Origin of the sequence: Kitasatospora sp. SUK 42 (assembly GCF_015776785.2) — a bacterium.
GTDB lineage: Bacteria > Actinomycetota > Actinomycetes > Streptomycetales > Streptomycetaceae > Kitasatospora.
The window spans coordinates 337,905-354,235 of the sequence record NZ_LFMD02000002.1; the positions used below are offsets into that span (position 1 = coordinate 337,905).

Here is a 16,331-nt window from a genome sequence, read left to right on the forward strand (position 1 = left end):
GGCCACCGGCGGCAAACGGTCCCTCATCCCCACTTCACTGACTGTTCATGACGAACGGCCAGTGGGACCGCGTTGCCGTCGCCACTCCCCCACCGCCTTTCACTGTTCCGCCGCGCCCTACCGGAGCGGCGGTCGGTACGAGAGAGGAACCCTCACGATGGGCATGTCCCCCACCTCCCGCCGCAACCGCGTCCGCGCCCTGACCGGGCTCAGCGCGCTGGCGCTCGCCGCCGCCGGATTCGCCGCCCCGGCCGCCCAGGCGGACCAGCCGGTCAGCGAGTTCGCCGGGCACTCCCACCCGTACCGGCACGGCACCGTCCCGACCAAGGAGGCCGGCCAGAACGCGACCGCCCGTACCTCCAACCTGAAGTACGGCGGCGGCGTCGACGGCATCGGCGTCACCACCGGCGCGCCGAAGGTCTACCTGGTCATCTGGGGCTCCCAGTGGGGCAGCCAGGGCACCGACGCCAACGGCTACACCACCCTGTCCGGCGACCCGTCGGGCGAGGCCGTCCGCGCCCAGCAGCTGTTCAAGGGCCTGGGCACCAACGGCGAGACCTGGTCCGGCGTCATGACGCAGTACTGCGAGGGCATCGCCTCGGGCTCGACCAGCTGCCCGAGCGGCTCCGCGCACGTCGGCTACCCGACCGGAGGCGCCCTGGCCGGCATCTGGGTGGACGGGTCGGCCGCCGCCCCCGGCCAGGCCACCGGCAACCAGATCGCCGCCGAGGCCGTGAAGGCCGCCGGGCACTTCGGCAACACCACCGCGGCGTCCAACCGCAACGCGCAGTACGTGGTGCTCTCGCCGACCGGCACCCACCCGGACGGCTTCAACACCACGAGCGGCAACTTCTGCGCCTGGCACGACTGGAACGGTGACACCACGCTGACCGGCGGCGCGGCCCCGTCCCCCTACGGCGACGTGGCGTTCAGCAACGACCCGTACGTGACGGACATGGGCAGCTCCTGCGGCCAGAACTACGTCAACAGCGGCAGCGCGGGCACCCTGGACGGCGTGACCATGGTGTTCGGCCACGAGTACTCGGAGACCGTCACCGACCAGAACCCGGCGGGCGGCTGGACCGACTCCACCGGCTACGAGAACGCCGACAAGTGCGCCTGGAAGGGCGTCGGCGGCACCGGCGGCTCGCAGAACGTGACCTTCGCGACGGGCTCCTTCGCCATGCAGGGCACCTGGTCGAACGCGGTCAGCGGCTGCCAGATCTCGCACGCGATCGTCCAGTGACGATCTGAGAAGGGGGGGGAGCGCCGGAGTGGGTCGTGCGGGCCCGCTCCGGCGCTTCGCCGTCTTCCGGCTAGGACGGCGCGACCAGCCCGAACTCGTAGGCGTGGATGACCAGGTGGACCCGGTCGCGGGCGTCCAGCTTGGTGAACAGCCGGGCCACGTGCGCCTTGGCGGTGGCCGGGCTGATGGTGAGCTCCTGGGCGATCTCCGCGTTGGACAGGCCCCGCCCGACCAGGGTCAGCACCTCGCGTTCGCGTTCGGTGATGCCCTCGGCGACCGCACGGCGGACCCGGGCGGCCTCCGGGCGGGCGGCGAACTCGCCGATCAGCCGGCGGGTGATGCCCGGGGCGAGCAGGGCGTCCCCCGCCGCGACGACCCGCACGCCGTCCAGGATGGTCTCCAGGGCGAGGTCCTTGACCAGGAAGCCGCTCGCCCCGGCGCGCAGCGCGCCGTACACGTAGTCGTCGTCGTCGAAGGTGGTGAGGACGAGGACGTGGGTGGGCAGCTCCGGGTCGGCGGTGATCCGGCGGGTGGCCTCGATGCCGTCCATACCGGGCATCCGGATGTCCATCACGGCGACGTCCGGGCGCAGCCGGTTGACCAGCTCGACGGCCTCCGCGCCGTTACCGGCCTCGCCGACCACCTCCAGGTCGGGGGCGTCGGCGATGAGCACGCGCAGGCCGGTGCGGATGAGCGGCTGGTCGTCGACCAGGACGACGCGGATCACGGTCCCACCTCCAGGGCGGCGTCTTCGGGGATCGGCAGTCGGGCGGCGACACGGAAGCCGCCCTCGGGGCGCGGGCCGGCGCTGAACCCGCCGTTCAGCAGGGCGACCCGTTCCCGCATTCCGGCCAGGCCGTAGCCGGTGCCGGGGGTCGCGGAGGACACGCCCGCGCCCAGGTCGACGACGGTGACGTCGAGCTCCCGCGGGCCGTACCCGACGGTGACGTGGCAGTCGCGGGTGCCGGAGTGCTTGACCACGTTGGTGACCGCCTCCTGGACGATCCGGTAGGCGGCGAGGTCCACCTCGGGCGGCAGGGTACGGGCTTCGCCCCGGCGGGTCAGCGCGACCCGCACCCCGGCGCCCGCCGCCTTCTCCACCAGCCGGTCCAACTCGACCAGCCCGGGGGTGACTTCGAGCGGCGCCTGCTCCCCCTCGCCCTGCCGCAGCGCGCCGAGCATCCGGCGCAGACCGGCCAGGGTCTCCCGGCTGGTGGCCTCGATCGCCTCCAGGGCGGTCCGGGTCTCGGCGGGCTGGGTGTCCATGACCCTGCTGCCCATGCCGGCCTGGATCGCGATGATGCCGATGTTGTGGGCGACCATGTCGTGCAGCTCGCGGGCGATCCGGAGCCGTTCGGCGGTGACGGCCTGCTCGGTGGCGCGGCCCCGCAGGGCCTCGGCGTGGGCGCGGCCCTGGCGGATGGTGTTGCCGACCAGCCAGGCGATCAGCACGGTCGCGGCGAGGCCGGCGTAGGCGTAGGGGTTGACGGCGTAGCCGTTGACGGTGCCCCAGACGTACAGCCAGGCGAGCATGGTCAGCGGCAGCGCCACGGCGCTCAGCGAGACGAGGCGGGAGCGGGTGGCCGCGCAGTAGCCGATCACCGCGTTGGCGATCAGGAACTGCACCGGGCCGGTCTCCGGGGCCCGCAGCATCCCGAGCGAGAAGATGCCGCCCGCCAGCGCCACCGCGACGGCGGCCAGCGGCAGCCGGACGAGCAGGAACGCGACCAGGGTGGTGACCACGGCGGTGACCACCAGCGGCATGTCCTCGGGGTTGCCCTGGTACTCGAAGAGGTGGCGCAGTTCGTCGGCCCGGGTGAAGAAGCGGAACACGACGACGGCCGTCCAGAACACCGCCACCCACACGCCCGCGGGCAGGCGCCTGAGCAGCGGCGGGCGGTGGTCGGTGATCATGACGCGATGGTAGCGGCGGGCGGTTCGGCGGCGCATTGGCCCGCGGGCGTAGTCCCGGGGGCGGGGGCGGCGGCTCCCGGTTGTGGCCCGCCGCCCGATGCCCGGTGACGGCCCTGACCGGCACCGTTGTCCCCGTGATCGAGATCGAACGACTGACCAAGCGGTACGGCGCCACCACGGCCGTCGACCAGTTGACCTTCACCGTCCGGCCGGGCACCGTCACCGGCTTCCTCGGCCCCAACGGCGCGGGCAAGTCCACCACGCTGCGGATGATCCTGGGCCTCAACACCCCCACCGGGGGCGCCGTCACCGTGGCCGGGGTGCCCTTCGCGAACCGGCCGCGCGGCCTGCGGCACGTCGGGGCGCTGCTGGACGCGGGCGACGTGCACGGCGGGCGCAGCGCTCGGGCGCACCTCGCGGCGCTGGCCCGCGGCAACCGGATCCCGCTCGGGCGGGTGGACGAGGTGCTGGCGGAGGTGGGGCTCGGCAAGGCCGCCGGGCGGCGGATCGGCGGCTACTCGCTGGGCATGAAGCAGCGGCTCGGCATCGCGGGGGCGCTGCTCGGCGACCCGCCGGTGCTGCTCTTCGACGAGCCGCTGAACGGCCTCGACCCGGAGGGCGTGCTGTGGGTGCGCGGGCTGTTCCGGCGGCTCGCGGACGAGGGGCGGACGGTGTTCGTCTCCAGCCACATGATGGCGGAGATGGAGCACACCGCCGACCGGCTGGTGGTGATCGGGCGCGGGCGGCTGATCGCGGACGAGAGCCTCGTCGAGTTCTCGGCCCGCAACGCGGAGACCTCGGTGGCCGTACGGGCGCCCGAACTCTCCCTGCTGGTCGACGCCTTGCGCGCGGAGGGAGCCGAAGTGAGCGTGGTGGAGCCGCAGTTCGGGATCGTCACCGGCATGCCCGCCGAGCGGATCGGTGAACTCGCCCTGCGGCACGGCGTGGTGCTGCACGAGCTCGCGACTCGTACGTCGTCCCTGGAGTCGGCGTTCATGTCCCTGACCGCCGACAGCGTCGAGTACCTGGCAGGAGAGGCCCGATGAGCACCATGACGGTTGGATTCGCCGAGCCGGCACCCCGGTTCACCGATCTGCTCGCCGCCGAGTGGATCAAACTGCGCTCGCTGCGGTCGACGTACTGGGTGCTGGCGCTCGCCTCGCTGGCGGCGATCGCGATCAACCTGAACGCCGTCCACTCCGACCTGACGTACATCGACAACCCGCCGCCCCGGATGCCGGGCATACCACCGTTCCGGTACGACGCGCTGTACCACAGCCTCAGCAGCATCGCGTGCTACCTGATGGCGATCGCGGCCGGCAGCCTCGGGGCGATCACCGTGTTCGGCGAGTACACCACCGGTCTCGTCCGCACCACCTTCGCCGCCGTGCCCGACCGGCGCGGGGTGATCGCCGCCAAGGTGCTGCTGATCGGCGGGATCACCGCGCTCGCCGGGGCGGTGGTGTCCACGGTGTCCTTCTTCGCCTGCAACGCGATGCTGGCCTCCCGGCACGTCGGACTCTCCATCACCGAAGGGGTGAGTCTGCGGGCCGTCCTCGGCTACGCGGCGATCGTTCCGGTCTGCGCGCTGATCGGCATGGCGGTGGGCGCGCTGCTGCGGCACGCCACCGCCTCGATCGTCTCGCTGGTGATGCTGTTCTTCATCCTGCCGCTGATGTTCGGCGGGGACCGCTACCGGTGGCTGAGCGAGATCGGCAGCCACCTGCCGCTGGCCACCGTCAACCGGCTCACCTACAACCCCGACTCCTCGACCACGATCTCGAAGTACGCCCCGAGCGTGCTGGACTCGTGGATCACCATGGGGGTGTGGGCGGCCGTCGCGGTGGCGGTGACGATGGTCGTGGTGCGGCGCCGGGACGTGTAGACCGGCCCGGACGGGCTCAGGCCGCGGCCGCCTTGGCACGGAAGGCGCGCAGGGTGTCGGCGGGGACGCCGCAGGCGGGCAGGAAGGCGGCGGCGCCGCCGTGGCGGGTGTGGATCCGGGCGAGGAAGACGGACATGGCCTCGGCGGGGGCCTCCAGGAGCGGGGCCGGGATGGTGAGGCGGCGGCCGTCGGGGTCGGTGACGCGGGTGGGGCCCTGGCCGTTGAGGGCGGTGCGGTGGCGTTCGGCGAGGCCGGCGAAGATCTGCGGGAGGGCGTCGGCGGTGCGGGCGTAGTCGGCGACGATGCGGTCGGCGGGGATGCCGAGGAGGTCCAGCAGGAGGGCGGTCAGCAGCCCGGTGCGGTCCTTGCCGGCGGCGCAGTGCAGCAGGACGGCGCCGGGGCGGGTGGCCGCCTCGACGGCGGCGGCGACGGCCTCGGGCGCGGACTCGGCGAGCAGGAGGTAGAACTCGCCGAGGTCGGCGGCGGTGGCCATGGTCGCCATGTGGGCGGTGAGGGCGTCGGTGGCGGGGTTCACCGGGGCGGCGACCACGGACACCCCGGCGGCCTCGGCGGCGGCCCAGTCGTCGGGGCGGGTCTCGCGGGGGGCGCGCAGGTCGACGACGGTGCGGATGTCGCAGCCGCGCAGCTGGGCGACGGTGGCCTCGTCGGCGGCCGGGAAGGGCTGGGCGGAGCGGTAGAGCACACCGGGGCGTATCCGCAGGCCCTCGGGGTCGCTGAGGACGGCGGGGTCGCGGAAGTTGACCAGGGACATGCGCAGGGCCTTTCGGGTGAAGCCGTACGACGAGCATAAGGAGACATCCGGGCGACTGGGTGTCCACCCCTCCGCTCCGGCCCGGCCGGGCCGCGCGAGCGGTGGCGCGCCAAGGCCCCGGCCGTAAGGATCCTGGTAAAGTTCACCGCCCAAAAATCAGGCCGTACAGGGGTTGGCAGGACACGGTGACCGAGGCGAGCGAGTGCGACATACCCACCGAGCTGGCCGAGGCGTACCTCGTGCTGCTCGCCGACGTCTCCCGCACCGGGCGGCTGCTGCGCCGGGACGAGCTGGAGGGCCTGCGCCGGCTCGGTGAGCAGTGTGCCGAGGCCGGCTACGGGCTGCGCGAGGTGGTCTCGCAGTGCCTGGCGACGGCCCGCCGGGCCTGGCAGACGCTGCCCGGGACGACCGCCGCGGGCAGCGTCGGCGAGCTGCGCCGGATGGGCGACGCCGTGCTGGCCGCGACCGATGCCGCGCTGGCCGCGCTCGGCGAGGGGCACGAGCGGGCGCAGCGCCTGGCGGTCCGCCAGGAGGAGGCCGCCAGACGGGAGTTCATCGACGACCTGCTGTTCGGCCGCAGCGACCTCGGCCTGCTCGCGGAGCGCGCGGAGCGGTTCGGGCTGCGGCTGGCGGGCGCGTACACGGTGGCGGTCGCGGTGGGCGACGAGCCGTTCGCGGACGTCCACCCGCTGGTGCACCGGGTGGAGCGGGAGCTGGCCGGGCGGTTCGGCGAGCGGGACGTCCTGCTGGCCAGCAAGGACGGCCGGCTGGTGTGTATCGCCCCGGACTCCGAGCGGGCCGTGCTGGAGGCCTTCGCGGACCTCACCCTGCGCCCCGGACCCGGCTACCGCCCGGTGCTGCGGGTGGCGACCGGCCGCCGGCACTCGGGGCCGAGCGGGGTGCCGCGCAGCTACGAGGAGGCACTGGACGCGCTGGACTACGCGCAGCGGCTGGGCCTGCCCGCGCAGCAGCTGAAGGCCGAGGAGCTGCTGGTCTTCCCGGTGCTGATGCGCGACCGGGCGGCGATGGCCGACCTGGTGCGCAGCGTGCTCGGCCCGCTGACCGAGGCGCGCGGGGGCGCCCGTCCGCTGCTGGACACCATCGCGGTGCAGGCGGAGGCGGCGTACGTGAACGCGGAGGCGGCGCGCCGGCTGGGGCTGAGCGTGCGCACGCTGAGCTACCGGCTGGAGCGGATCAGGGCGCTCACGGGGTACGACCCCTCGGACGCGCTGCAGCGCTTCACCCTGGAGACGGCGGCGATGGGGGCCCGGCTGTTGGACTGGCCGGACCAGCCGCTCTGAGGCGCTCCCCCGAACCCGGGCCGACCTGCCCGAAGCCGTTCTGTTGCCCTGCTGTTGCAGTGTCACGGGCGGCGCACGTTCCAGGGTGTCAAAGGGGCGTAAAGATTGCCGGATCCTGGCAATGTGCGGGCGCCCCCTCCACTGTCATGATCTCCCCGGCGCCGATGCGCGGCGCCGGAGGAGAGGCGGGGGAGCGTGGCCGGGATGGGGGGATTCTTCGCGGCGGCGCTGGCCTTTCCGACGGCGCTGTTCAGCTTCGCGCTGGTGGTGGTCGTCGGGTACTGGCTGCTGACGCTGATCAGCGGTCTGGGGTTCGACGCCGTGCACGGGGGGCACGGTGTCGGGCACCACGTGGGTGCCGGGCACGCCGGACATGTGGGTCCGGTGGGTCACGTCGGGCACGGTGCCGGGGGGCACGGTGTCGGGGGGAACGTGGCCCACGGGGCGTCCGACGGGCACGGTGCCGGGGGGAGTACCCACGGTTCCCAGGACGGGAACGGCCACCACGGGGGCGTGCTGGACGCGCTGGGGCTGGGCGGGGTTCCCGTGACGGTGACGGTGTCACTGCTGGTCACGATCGCCTGGTTCGTCAGCCTGGCCGGCACCGTCCTGACCTCGGGGGCACCGGCGCGCGGCGGCGTGTTCGCCGTCGCGCTGGTCGCCTCCTGGGCGGGGACCAGGCTCCTCGTCCGGCCGCTGTCGCGGCTGTTCCCGCAGGACCACCCGGTCACCCGGGGGGACTTCGTGGGGCGGGTCTGCGTGATCCGCACCGGCCGGGTGACCGCCGACTTCGGCCAGGCCGAGGTCACCGCCGAGGACGGCTCCACCGCGACCGTGCAGGTCCGCACGCCGGAGCCCGATCCGGGGCTGACGGCCGGCCGCACCGCCCTGATCTACGACTACGACGCGGACGGCGAGCACTTCCTGGTGGCACCGTTCGATCCGCCTTCCATTTCCTGACACTTCGTCAGTTCTTTTCGACAGCAATCACCTTCGCACCACCGTCTCGTCAAAGGACTCCGTGATGGACACCATCGCCGTGGGTTTCGGCGTGCTCGTCGCCGTCGTGCTGCTCATCGTCTTCGCCCTGCTGCTGCTCGTGGGACGCCTGTTCCAGAAGGTCGAGCAGGGCAAGGCGCTGATCATCTCCCGGACGAAGAAGGTGGACGTCACCTTCACCGGCACGATCGTCCTGCCGATCCTGCACAAGGCCGAGCTGATGGACATCACCGCGAAGACGGTGGAGATCCACCGGGCCGGCCGGGACGGGCTGATCTGCCGGGACAACATCCGGGCGGACATCCGGATCTCCTTCTTCGTCCGGGTGAACAAGACCGTCGAGGACGTCATCAAGGTCGCCCAGTCGATCGGCACCGCCCGGGCCAGCGACCCGCAGGCGATCCAGGAGTTCTTCGCCGTCAAGTTCGCCGAGGCGCTCAAGACCGTCGGCAAGCAGTTGGACTTCACCGACCTGTACACCCACCGGCACGAGTTCCGGGACCAGATCATCGCGGTCATCGGCACCGACCTCAACGGCTACACCCTTGAGGACGCGGCCATCGACCACCTGGAACAGACCCCGATGAACCAGCTGGACGGCTCCAACATCCTGGACGCCCAGGGCATCCGCAAGATCACCGAGCTGACCGCGATCGAGCACGTGCGCACCAACGAGTACCAGCGCAACGAGGAGAAGGAGATCACCCGGCAGAACGTGGACGCCCGGGAGACCGTCCTGGAGCTCGAACGCCGCCAGGCCGACGCCGAGATCCGCCAGCGCCGCGAGATCGAGACCCTGCGGGCCAAGGAGGACGCGGTGATCGCCCGGGTGCAGGAGGAGGAGCGGCTGAACGCGCAGACCGCCTTCCTGCGCACCGAGGAGGTGCTCGGCGTGCAGCGGGAGAACCAGGCCCGCGAGGTCGCGGTGGCGCAGAAGAACCGCGAGCGGGTGATCGCGGTGGAGAACGAGCGGATCGAGAAGGACCGCCTGCTGGAGGTCGTCGGCCGCGAGCGGGAGACCGAACTCGCCGTCATGGCCAAGGAGAAGGAGGTCGAGTCCCGCCGCCGGGAGGTCTCCGACGTGGTCCGCGAGCGGATCGCGGTCGACCGCACCGTCGCCGAGCAGGAGGAGGCCGTCAAGACGCTGCGTGCCACCGAGGAGGCCGAGCGGATGCGCAAGGCCGTGGTCATCCAGGCCGAGGCGGAGGCGCAGGAGAAGCTCGTCAAGGACATCAAGGCCGCCGAGGCCGCCGAGCAGGCCGCCGCACACAAGGCCCGCGAGGCGCTGGTGCTGGCCGAGGCCCGGCAGCAGGCCGCCGAGCTGGACGCGGCCGCCAAGGTCCGACTGGCCGAGGGCATCCGGGCGGAGGCCGCCGCCGAGGGGCTGGCCCGGGTGCAGGTGCGCGAGCAGGAGGCCGCGGCCGTGGAGAAGGTGGGCCGCGCCGAGGCCGCCGTCCAGACCGAGAAGGCGAAGGCCGCCGCGCTGGAGGTCGGCGCCAAGCTGAAGGCGGAGGCCGAGGGCCTGACCGAGAAGGCCGCGGCGATGGCCAAGCTGGACGAGGCCTCGCGCGAGCACGAGGAGTACCGGCTGCGGCTGGCCGCCGAGAAGGACGTCCGCCTCGCCGGGCTGGACACGCAGCGGCAGATCGCCGAGGCGCAGGCCGCGCTGGTCGCGGCCGGGCTGGAGAAGGCGAAGATCGACATCGTCGGCGGGGACTCGGTGTTCTTCGACAAGCTGGTGCAGTCGGTGACGGCTGGCAAGGCCGTGGACGCCTTCGTCGGGCACTCGCAGACCGCCCAGACCCTGGCCGGGCCCTGGCTGGACGGACGGGCCAGCTTCACCGAGGACCTCACCCGGGTGCTCTCCTCGGTCTCCACGGCCGACGTGCAGAACCTGACGGTCTCCGCGCTGCTGCTCAAGCTGATCGGTACGGGCGGCGGCGAGCAGGCCGGGCAGCTGCGCCGGCTGCTGGACTCGGCGAAGAAGCTGGGCCTCGCCGAACTGCCGATCGGGGCGCTGGCCGACGCCTCCCTGAACGGCTCCAAGTAGCAGCCGGCTCCACGTAGCAGCCGGCGCCAGGCAACAGCCGGCGCCGAGCAGCCCGACCAGTCACCCGCGCCGAGCACCTGAGGAACTGACCGTGGACGCCTCCGAAGCCCGGCTCGACGCCGGCACCTACGAGGTCCTGCGCGACCGGCTCGCCCGGGCCGCCGCCGAACTCTCCGACCGCGCGCAGGCGTTGAACGCCCGCCGGGTCGCCGAGTTCGGCGGCGGGGAGCTGCGGCTCACCGGCACCGGGCGGATCACCACCGCCCGGGCCTGCCTGCCGCAGGACCTCACCGCCGTCGGCGGGCTGCTGCTGCTCGGCACCCGTCCGGTCGAAGTCGTGGACGGCGCCGAGGACTTCGCGGACGTCCTCAGCCTCCACCGGCCCGACGACCTCTCCCCCGCCACGGGCGCGCTGCTGGACGACCCGCGGCTGCGCCAGGACCTCGCCGACCTGCGCCGCTACTTCCGCGACGCCCGGCTGGAGCGGCTGCGCCCGGTCGGCGGACGGCTGCTCGCCGTCTTCCGCACCGGCCCGGCCGCCACCGACGTCCGGGTGCTGCGCTGGCGCCTGGACGGCGACCGGGCCGACTACCAGGACGGGCGCGGCGAGCGCGACCACGCCCCCGCCGACGGCCAGCAGCTCGACTGGACGGCGCTGACCCGCGACGACCAGCTGCCCGCCGCCCCCGGCACCCCGCCGCGCGCCGACCTCGCCGGCGAACTCCGCCTCGGCGTCGACGGCGGCCGACTGACCCTCGCCACCCCGGACGGGCGGGAGCTGCACCACGAGCCGCTGGCCGAGGCCCTCCAGACCCTCGCCGACGCGCAGATCGCCCACGCCCGGCTCGGCACCCTGCTGCTGGTGCGGGTGCGCCCGTACCAGGAGGAGACCGTCCGGCACCTGGTGGTCCACCTGCCCACCGGCAAGGTCACCAGGATCGACGCGCTCGGCCAGGCCTGCCTGCGGCTGCCCGCCGACCAGGGCGTGGCCTTCCCCGGCGGCTGCCACCTCGCCGACGGCACCGTGCGCACCTTCGACCAGCCGGTGGACGGCCTGGTGTACGAACGCACCGTCCTCTCGCCCAACGGCGAGGACGTGCTGTACGAGTTCCGCTCCCCCGCCGACGGGCGCGCCCTGCTCCAGCCGTACAACAGCGTCCGCCAGGAGGCCGCCGCCCCGCTCGCCTGCCAGGGCTACGCGCTGCTCGACGACGGCACCCTCATCGCCCTGCGTCCGGCCGAGGACGGGCCCACCCGGCTGCACCCCGTGCAGCTGTGGCGGAGCCCGTTCACCAGCGAGCGCCACGCCGCCGAACAGCCGCCCGGCAGCGGCCCGTTGGCCCGGATCGGCAACGCCGACCTGGTCCGCGGCCTGGCCGACTGCCTCGCCCTCGCCCGGCTCGCCGCCGCCGGGGCCGACACCCCGGCCGGCCACCGGGCCGTCCTCACCGCCTGCACCCGCACCGCCGACCGGCACCACTGGCTCGGCCAGAGCGGCCTCGGCGACCTCGCCGCGCCGCTCGCCGAGATCCGCGACACCGCCCGGCAGGTCATCGCCGAGTACGAGGCGATCGCCCAGCTCACCGCGCACGCCGCCGCGCGGACCGAGGAGGCCGCCGAGCACGTCGAGGGCCTGCTGCGCACCGCCCGCGGCGAGACGCTGGCCGACGCCGCCGAGTGGGTCGACCGGCTCGCCGGGCTGCGCCGCGCCCAGGGTCGGGTCGAGGCGCTGCGCGAGCTGCCCCGGGCGGACCGGGAGCGGATCGACGCGCTCGCCGAGCACCTCGCCCAGGGGCTGGCCGAGGCCGCCGACCGGGCGGTGGTCCAGCTCGCCGAGCCCACCGCCTTCGAACCGCACCGGCGCCGGGCGGGCGAGCTGGCCGAGCACTGCGCCGCCATCGCGACCGCCGCCGAGGCCGAGCCGCTCTCCACCCGGCTGTCCGAGCAGAGCGAGGCGTTGCAGACCGTCTCGGAGCTGGTCGGCACCCTCGACCTGGCCGACGCCACCACCCGCACCGCCATCCTGGACCGGCTCGCCGACGTGCTCGGGCTGCTCAACCGCGCCCGCGCCGCGCTGACCGTCCGCCGCCGGGAGCTGCGCACCCGCGAGGCCGCCGCCGAGTTCGCCGCCGAGACCGCGCTGCTCGCCCAGGCCACCACCGCGGCCCTCGCCGCCGCCGACACCCCCGAGGCCTGCGACGACCAGCTCGGCCGGCTGCTGCTGCGGATCGAGCAGTTGGAGACCCGCTTCGCCGACGCCGACCCGGCCCTGGGCGAACAACTCGCCGACCGGCGCACCGAGATCCACGACGCGCTGACCGCCCGCCGCCAGCACCTGCTGGAGGAGCGGGCCCGCCGCGCCGACCGGCTGGCCACCTCCGCCGAGCGCGTCCTCGACACCCTGCACCGGCGGCTGACCGCCCTCGGCACCGCCGCCGAGATCGACGCCGCTCTGGCCGCCGACCCGACCGCCGTCAAACTCCGCGACCTCGCCCGCCAGTTGACCGAGCTCGGCGACAGGGTCCGGGCCGAGGAGCTGACCGGACGGCTGCGCGCCGCCCGCGGCCGCGCCCACCGGGCACTGCGCGACCGCGCCGAACTCGCCGGGGACGGCCCCGGCACCCTGCGGCTGGGCCGCCACCTGTTCGCGGTCACCACCCAGCGGCCCGAACTGACCCTGCTGCCCTGGCGCGGCCGCCCCGCCTTCACCCTCACCGGCACCGACTACCGCTCCCCCGTCACCGACCCGGCCTTCGCCGCCACCGAACGCCACTGGGAGCGGCCGCTGCCCTCGGAGACGCCCGGGCTGTACCGCGCCGAGTACCTGGCGGCCAGCCTGCTGCTGGCCGCCGAGCCGGGCGCGCTGCCGGCGGACGGCAACCTGCTGGAGTACGTCCGGCGGGCCGCCGAGCAGCGCCCGGACGAGGGCTACCAGCGCGGGGTGCACGACCACGACGCGGCGCTGGTGCTCCGCGCTCTTCTCGAACTCGGCGAAGGGGCCGGCCTGTTGCGCCACCCGGCCGAGGCCCGGGCGGCGGCCCAGCTGTACTGGGCGCACGGCACGGACCCCCGGCAGCGGCTGGTCTGGCACACCCGGGCCCGCTCACTCGGGCTCGCCCGACAGGCGTACGGGCCGGTGCCGGCGCCGGCGCTGAACGCGCTGGCCTCCCTGGCCGCCGAACTCGACGCCGCGGTCGCCGAGTTCACCGCCGCGGGCCGCCCGTCGGGCGCCGGGGAGTACCTGGCGGCCGAACTCTCCTCCATCGCACCCGCGTTCGCCTACTCGGCGGGGGCCGCGACCCTGCTCGACAAGTTCCACGCCGCGCCCGAGTCGGCGGGACTGACGGAGGCCCTCGCCGCGCTGCCGGAGGAACCCTCGCTCCTTCCCGTACGACTCCAACTCGCCACCGCCTGGCTGGAGTCGGCCGCACCCGACGCCGACCGGGGCGACCTCGCGGAGGCCGCCGCCGTCCTGCTCTGCCCCACACTGCCGCGCCGGCCCGCCGATGGCGCGGTCGGCACCCGGCTGACCGGGCTGCTCGGCGACCACCCCCGACTGGCGGGCGGCGCACTCGACCTGCGCCTCGACGAACTTCTCGCCCGGGTACGTGAGTTCGAGACGGTCGAGATGCCCGACTACCGCGCCTACCAGCGGCTGCGCGGCGAGCTGCTGGCCGCCGAGCACGCCCGGCTGCGGCTGGACCAGTACCGGCCCGCGGCGCTGGGCGGCTTCGTCCGCAACCGGCTGATCGACCAGGTGTACCTGCCGCTGGTCGGCGACAACCTCGCCAAGCAGCTCGGCGCGGTCGGCTCCGCCGGTCCGGTGGACCGCAGCGGCCTGCTGCTCCTGGTCTCCCCGCCCGGCTACGGCAAGACCACCCTGGTCGAGTACCTCGCCGAGCGGCTCGGCCTGCTGCTGGTCAGCGTCAGCGGCCCCGCGCTCGGCCGCCACGTCACCTCGCTGGACCCGGCCGAGGCCCCCGACGCCACCTCCCGGCGCGAGGTCGAGAAGCTCAACTTCGCCCTGCACGCGGGCGACAACGTGCTGCTCTACCTGGACGACGTGCAGCACACCTCGCCCGAGTTCCTCCAGCGCTTCATCCCGCTGTGCGACGCCCAGCGCCGGATCGACGGCGTCTGGGACGGCGAGGCCCGCGAGTGGGACCTGCGCGGCAAGCGCTTCGCGGTGGTGATGGCCGCCAACCCGTACACCGAGTCCGGCCGGCTCTTCCGGCTGCCCGACATGCTCGCCAACCGCGCCGACGTGTGGAACCTCGGCGACGCCGTCGCCGGGCGCGAGGACCTGTTCGCGCTCAGCTTCGTCGAGAACGCCCTGCCCGCCAACCCGCACCTGGCCCCGCTCGCCACCGCCGACCGCGCCGACCTCGACACCCTGCTCGCCCGCGCCTCCGGCACCCCGGGCGGCGTGCTGGCGGGCGCCTGGCCGGCCGCCGAGGTCGAGCGGATGACCGCCGTCCTGTCCGGGCTGCTGCACCTGCGCGGCACCGTCCTGGCCGTCAACCGCGCCTACCTCGCCTCCGCCGCCCAGGACGACCGCGCCCGCACCGAACCCCCGTTTCTCCTCCAGGGCTCCTACCGCAACATGGCCAAGCTCGCCCAGCGCCTCGACCCCGCCCTCACCCGCCCCGAACTCGACACCCTCCTCGCCGACCACTACCGCGCCGAGGCCCAGCCCCTGGGCGCCGACGCCGAGGCCCAGCTCCTGAAGCTGGCCGAACTGCGCGGCGCCCTGACGGCGGACCAGGCCTCCCGCTGGGAGGAGCTGAAGCACACCTGGCGGGCGTGAGGACTCACGCCCGGCCGAGGACCTCGTCCGCCAGGGGCCCGGGCCCGGCAAAGCCGGTCCCGTCTCGACGTTCGGCGAGGCGCTGGCCGCCATCGCGCCCTGGCTGGAGGCCGCTCTGGTCGGCTGATCACCTGGTCCGACGACCGCATGACCCCTCCCGGTGGCGCAGCCACCGTCGCGCCACCGGGAGGTGCGGGGGGCCCGCGGCTAGCGTGTCCGCATGGACGCTCAGGAACTCGATCTGGCCGGGCTGCGCCGGGTGTACGGGCGGGCCGGGAGCCGGTGGTTCTACACCAGGGTGGCGCGCAACGCCCGGCACTGGGGGTGGACGGAGCCGGGGCAGTCGAAGTGGCGACTGTGGCGGGCGCAGCGGCAGTTGGAGGACGTGCTCGGCCGCAAGCTGGCGCTGCCCGCCGGGTCGCGGGTGCTGGACGCGGGCTGCGGGGCCGGGGCGGTGGCGCGGGCGATGGCGACCCGCTTCGGGCTGCTGGTCAGCGGCGTCGACGTCCTGGACTTCCACCTCGCCGAGGCCCGCCGGTTGAGCGCCCGCGCCCGGCTCGCCCACCGCACCGCGTTCTTCTGGGGCGACTACCACCGGCTCCCCTTCGGCGACGGGGAGTTCGACGGCGCGTACTCCATGGAGACCCTCGTCCACTCCTACGACCCGCCGCGCGCGCTGGCCGAGCTCCACCGGGTGCTGCGCCCCGGCGGTCGGCTGGTGCTGCTCGGCCCGATGAGCACCGCCGCGCTGAGCGAACTCCCCTCGCCCGCACGGGCCCTGCTCGAACCGTACCTGGACGCGATGGTGATGACCGGCGCCCGGCTCTACCACGCCCGCAACCTGCCGCGGCTGCTCGTCGAGGCCGGCTTCGAGGTCGAGGAGGCGCTGGACGCGACGCCGTACTACGCGCCCACCACCGAGGCGGTGCACGCGTACTTCCGGCTGCCGTGGGAGCTGCTGCGCCGCTTCGGCGATCCGGCGAAGTGGCTCAACCTCCGCTCCACGGTGGAGATGTACGACGTGCGCGAGTTCGTCGCCTGGTACGTGCACACCGCCGTCAAGCCGCCGGGGTGACGTCCGGTCAGGCGGGGCCACGCGGCGTCGGTCCGTGGGCCAGCGCCTCCCACACCGGGTCCGGCTGCCCGGGCACCGTCCGGCCCTCCGCCTGCCACAGCCGGGCCAGTTCGGCGTAGATGGGCACCTCCGGCTCGGGTTCCGGAGGATGCCCCGGGCCTTGCAGGATCGTTTCATCGGCCAGCCGACGCCACTGCGTCGGCATCGCCCCTGGACCACTCACATCCGGCCAACGCGTCCCGCGTGCGCCGGGTCACGGCCGCGTCAACCGGACGGCCCGCG

At 74.3% G+C, this 16,331-nt stretch carries 11 protein-coding genes; 8 read left to right on the forward strand and 3 right to left on the reverse strand.

Annotated elements, in window-relative coordinates:
* Nucleotides 1-157: 157 nt before the first annotated feature.
* The gene (locus tag RZ50_RS01425; RefSeq protein ID WP_196948733.1) at nt 158-1,246 is read left to right on the forward strand and encodes a hypothetical protein; all 1,089 of its coding nucleotides are present in this window, start codon (nt 158-160) and stop codon (nt 1,244-1,246) included.
* Nucleotides 1,247-1,316: 70 nt separating this feature from the next.
* On the opposite strand, the gene RZ50_RS01430 is transcribed toward RZ50_RS01425, so the two are convergent.
* Both RZ50_RS01430 and RZ50_RS01435 read right to left on the reverse strand, forming a co-directional pair.
* Nucleotides 1,317-1,973: a response regulator transcription factor gene (locus RZ50_RS01430; RefSeq protein WP_196948732.1), complete on the reverse strand. Its 657-nt coding sequence runs from the start codon at nt 1,971-1,973 to the stop codon at nt 1,317-1,319.
* The gene (locus RZ50_RS01435; RefSeq protein ID WP_196948731.1) at nt 1,970-3,160 is read right to left on the reverse strand and encodes a sensor histidine kinase; all 1,191 of its coding nucleotides are present in this window, start codon (nt 3,158-3,160) and stop codon (nt 1,970-1,972) included. The genes RZ50_RS01430 and RZ50_RS01435 overlap by 4 nt, the downstream gene beginning before the upstream one ends.
* Before the next feature lie 134 nt (nt 3,161-3,294).
* On the opposite strand from RZ50_RS01435, the gene RZ50_RS01440 reads away from it, so the two are divergent.
* Both RZ50_RS01440 and RZ50_RS01445 read left to right on the forward strand, forming a co-directional pair.
* Nucleotides 3,295-4,206, forward strand: a complete 912-nt coding sequence (locus RZ50_RS01440) for an ABC transporter ATP-binding protein (RefSeq protein ID WP_196948730.1) — start codon at nt 3,295-3,297, stop codon at nt 4,204-4,206.
* Complete coding sequence (locus RZ50_RS01445) at nt 4,203-5,045, forward strand: ABC transporter permease (RefSeq protein ID WP_196948729.1); 843 nt, start codon at nt 4,203-4,205, stop codon at nt 5,043-5,045. Before RZ50_RS01440 ends, RZ50_RS01445 begins: the two co-directional genes overlap by 4 nt.
* Before the next feature lie 16 nt (nt 5,046-5,061).
* On the opposite strand, the gene RZ50_RS01450 is transcribed toward RZ50_RS01445, so the two are convergent.
* Nucleotides 5,062-5,817, reverse strand: a complete 756-nt coding sequence (locus RZ50_RS01450; protein ID WP_196948728.1) for a tyrosine-protein phosphatase — start codon at nt 5,815-5,817, stop codon at nt 5,062-5,064.
* A 185-nt stretch (nt 5,818-6,002) separates the two neighbouring features.
* Between RZ50_RS01450 and RZ50_RS01455 the strand changes: the two genes are divergently transcribed.
* The 5 genes from RZ50_RS01455 to RZ50_RS01475 all read left to right on the forward strand — a co-directional run bounded on the left by RZ50_RS01455 (nt 6,003) and on the right by RZ50_RS01475 (nt 16,049).
* Nucleotides 6,003-7,118, forward strand: coding sequence for a helix-turn-helix domain-containing protein (locus RZ50_RS01455; protein WP_308271139.1), 1,116 nt, complete (start codon nt 6,003-6,005; stop codon nt 7,116-7,118).
* Between the two features lie 204 nt (nt 7,119-7,322).
* On the forward strand, nt 7,323-8,078 hold the full coding sequence (locus RZ50_RS01460; protein WP_196948727.1) for an OB-fold-containig protein: 756 nt from the start codon (nt 7,323-7,325) through the stop codon (nt 8,076-8,078).
* Between the two features lie 64 nt (nt 8,079-8,142).
* Nucleotides 8,143-10,167, forward strand: a complete 2,025-nt coding sequence (locus RZ50_RS01465; protein ID WP_196948726.1) for a flotillin family protein — start codon at nt 8,143-8,145, stop codon at nt 10,165-10,167.
* A 91-nt stretch (nt 10,168-10,258) separates the two neighbouring features.
* Complete coding sequence (locus tag RZ50_RS01470) at nt 10,259-14,974, forward strand: DNA repair ATPase (RefSeq protein ID WP_308271140.1); 4,716 nt, start codon at nt 10,259-10,261, stop codon at nt 14,972-14,974.
* Nucleotides 14,975-15,194: 220 nt separating this feature from the next.
* The gene (locus RZ50_RS01475) at nt 15,195-16,049 is read left to right on the forward strand and encodes a methyltransferase domain-containing protein (RefSeq protein ID WP_196948725.1); all 855 of its coding nucleotides are present in this window, start codon (nt 15,195-15,197) and stop codon (nt 16,047-16,049) included.
* The last annotated feature ends 282 nt before the right edge of the window (nt 16,050-16,331 follow it).

What these genes read in the sequence shown, in the direction of transcription:
- RZ50_RS01475 (WP_196948725.1), top strand. Translation starts at nt 15,195, where the DNA reads ATGGACGCTCAGGAACTCGATCTGGCCGGGCTGCGCCGGGTGTACGGG.
- RZ50_RS01435 (WP_196948731.1), bottom strand. Translation starts at nt 3,160, where the DNA reads ATGATCACCGACCACCGCCCGCCGCTGCTCAGGCGCCTGCCCGCGGGC.
- RZ50_RS01445 (WP_196948729.1), top strand. Translation starts at nt 4,203, where the DNA reads ATGAGCACCATGACGGTTGGATTCGCCGAGCCGGCACCCCGGTTCACC.
- RZ50_RS01425 (WP_196948733.1), top strand. Translation starts at nt 158, where the DNA reads ATGGGCATGTCCCCCACCTCCCGCCGCAACCGCGTCCGCGCCCTGACC.
- RZ50_RS01460 (WP_196948727.1), top strand. Translation starts at nt 7,323, where the DNA reads ATGGGGGGATTCTTCGCGGCGGCGCTGGCCTTTCCGACGGCGCTGTTC.
- RZ50_RS01465 (WP_196948726.1), top strand. Translation starts at nt 8,143, where the DNA reads ATGGACACCATCGCCGTGGGTTTCGGCGTGCTCGTCGCCGTCGTGCTG.
- RZ50_RS01450 (WP_196948728.1), bottom strand. Translation starts at nt 5,817, where the DNA reads ATGTCCCTGGTCAACTTCCGCGACCCCGCCGTCCTCAGCGACCCCGAG.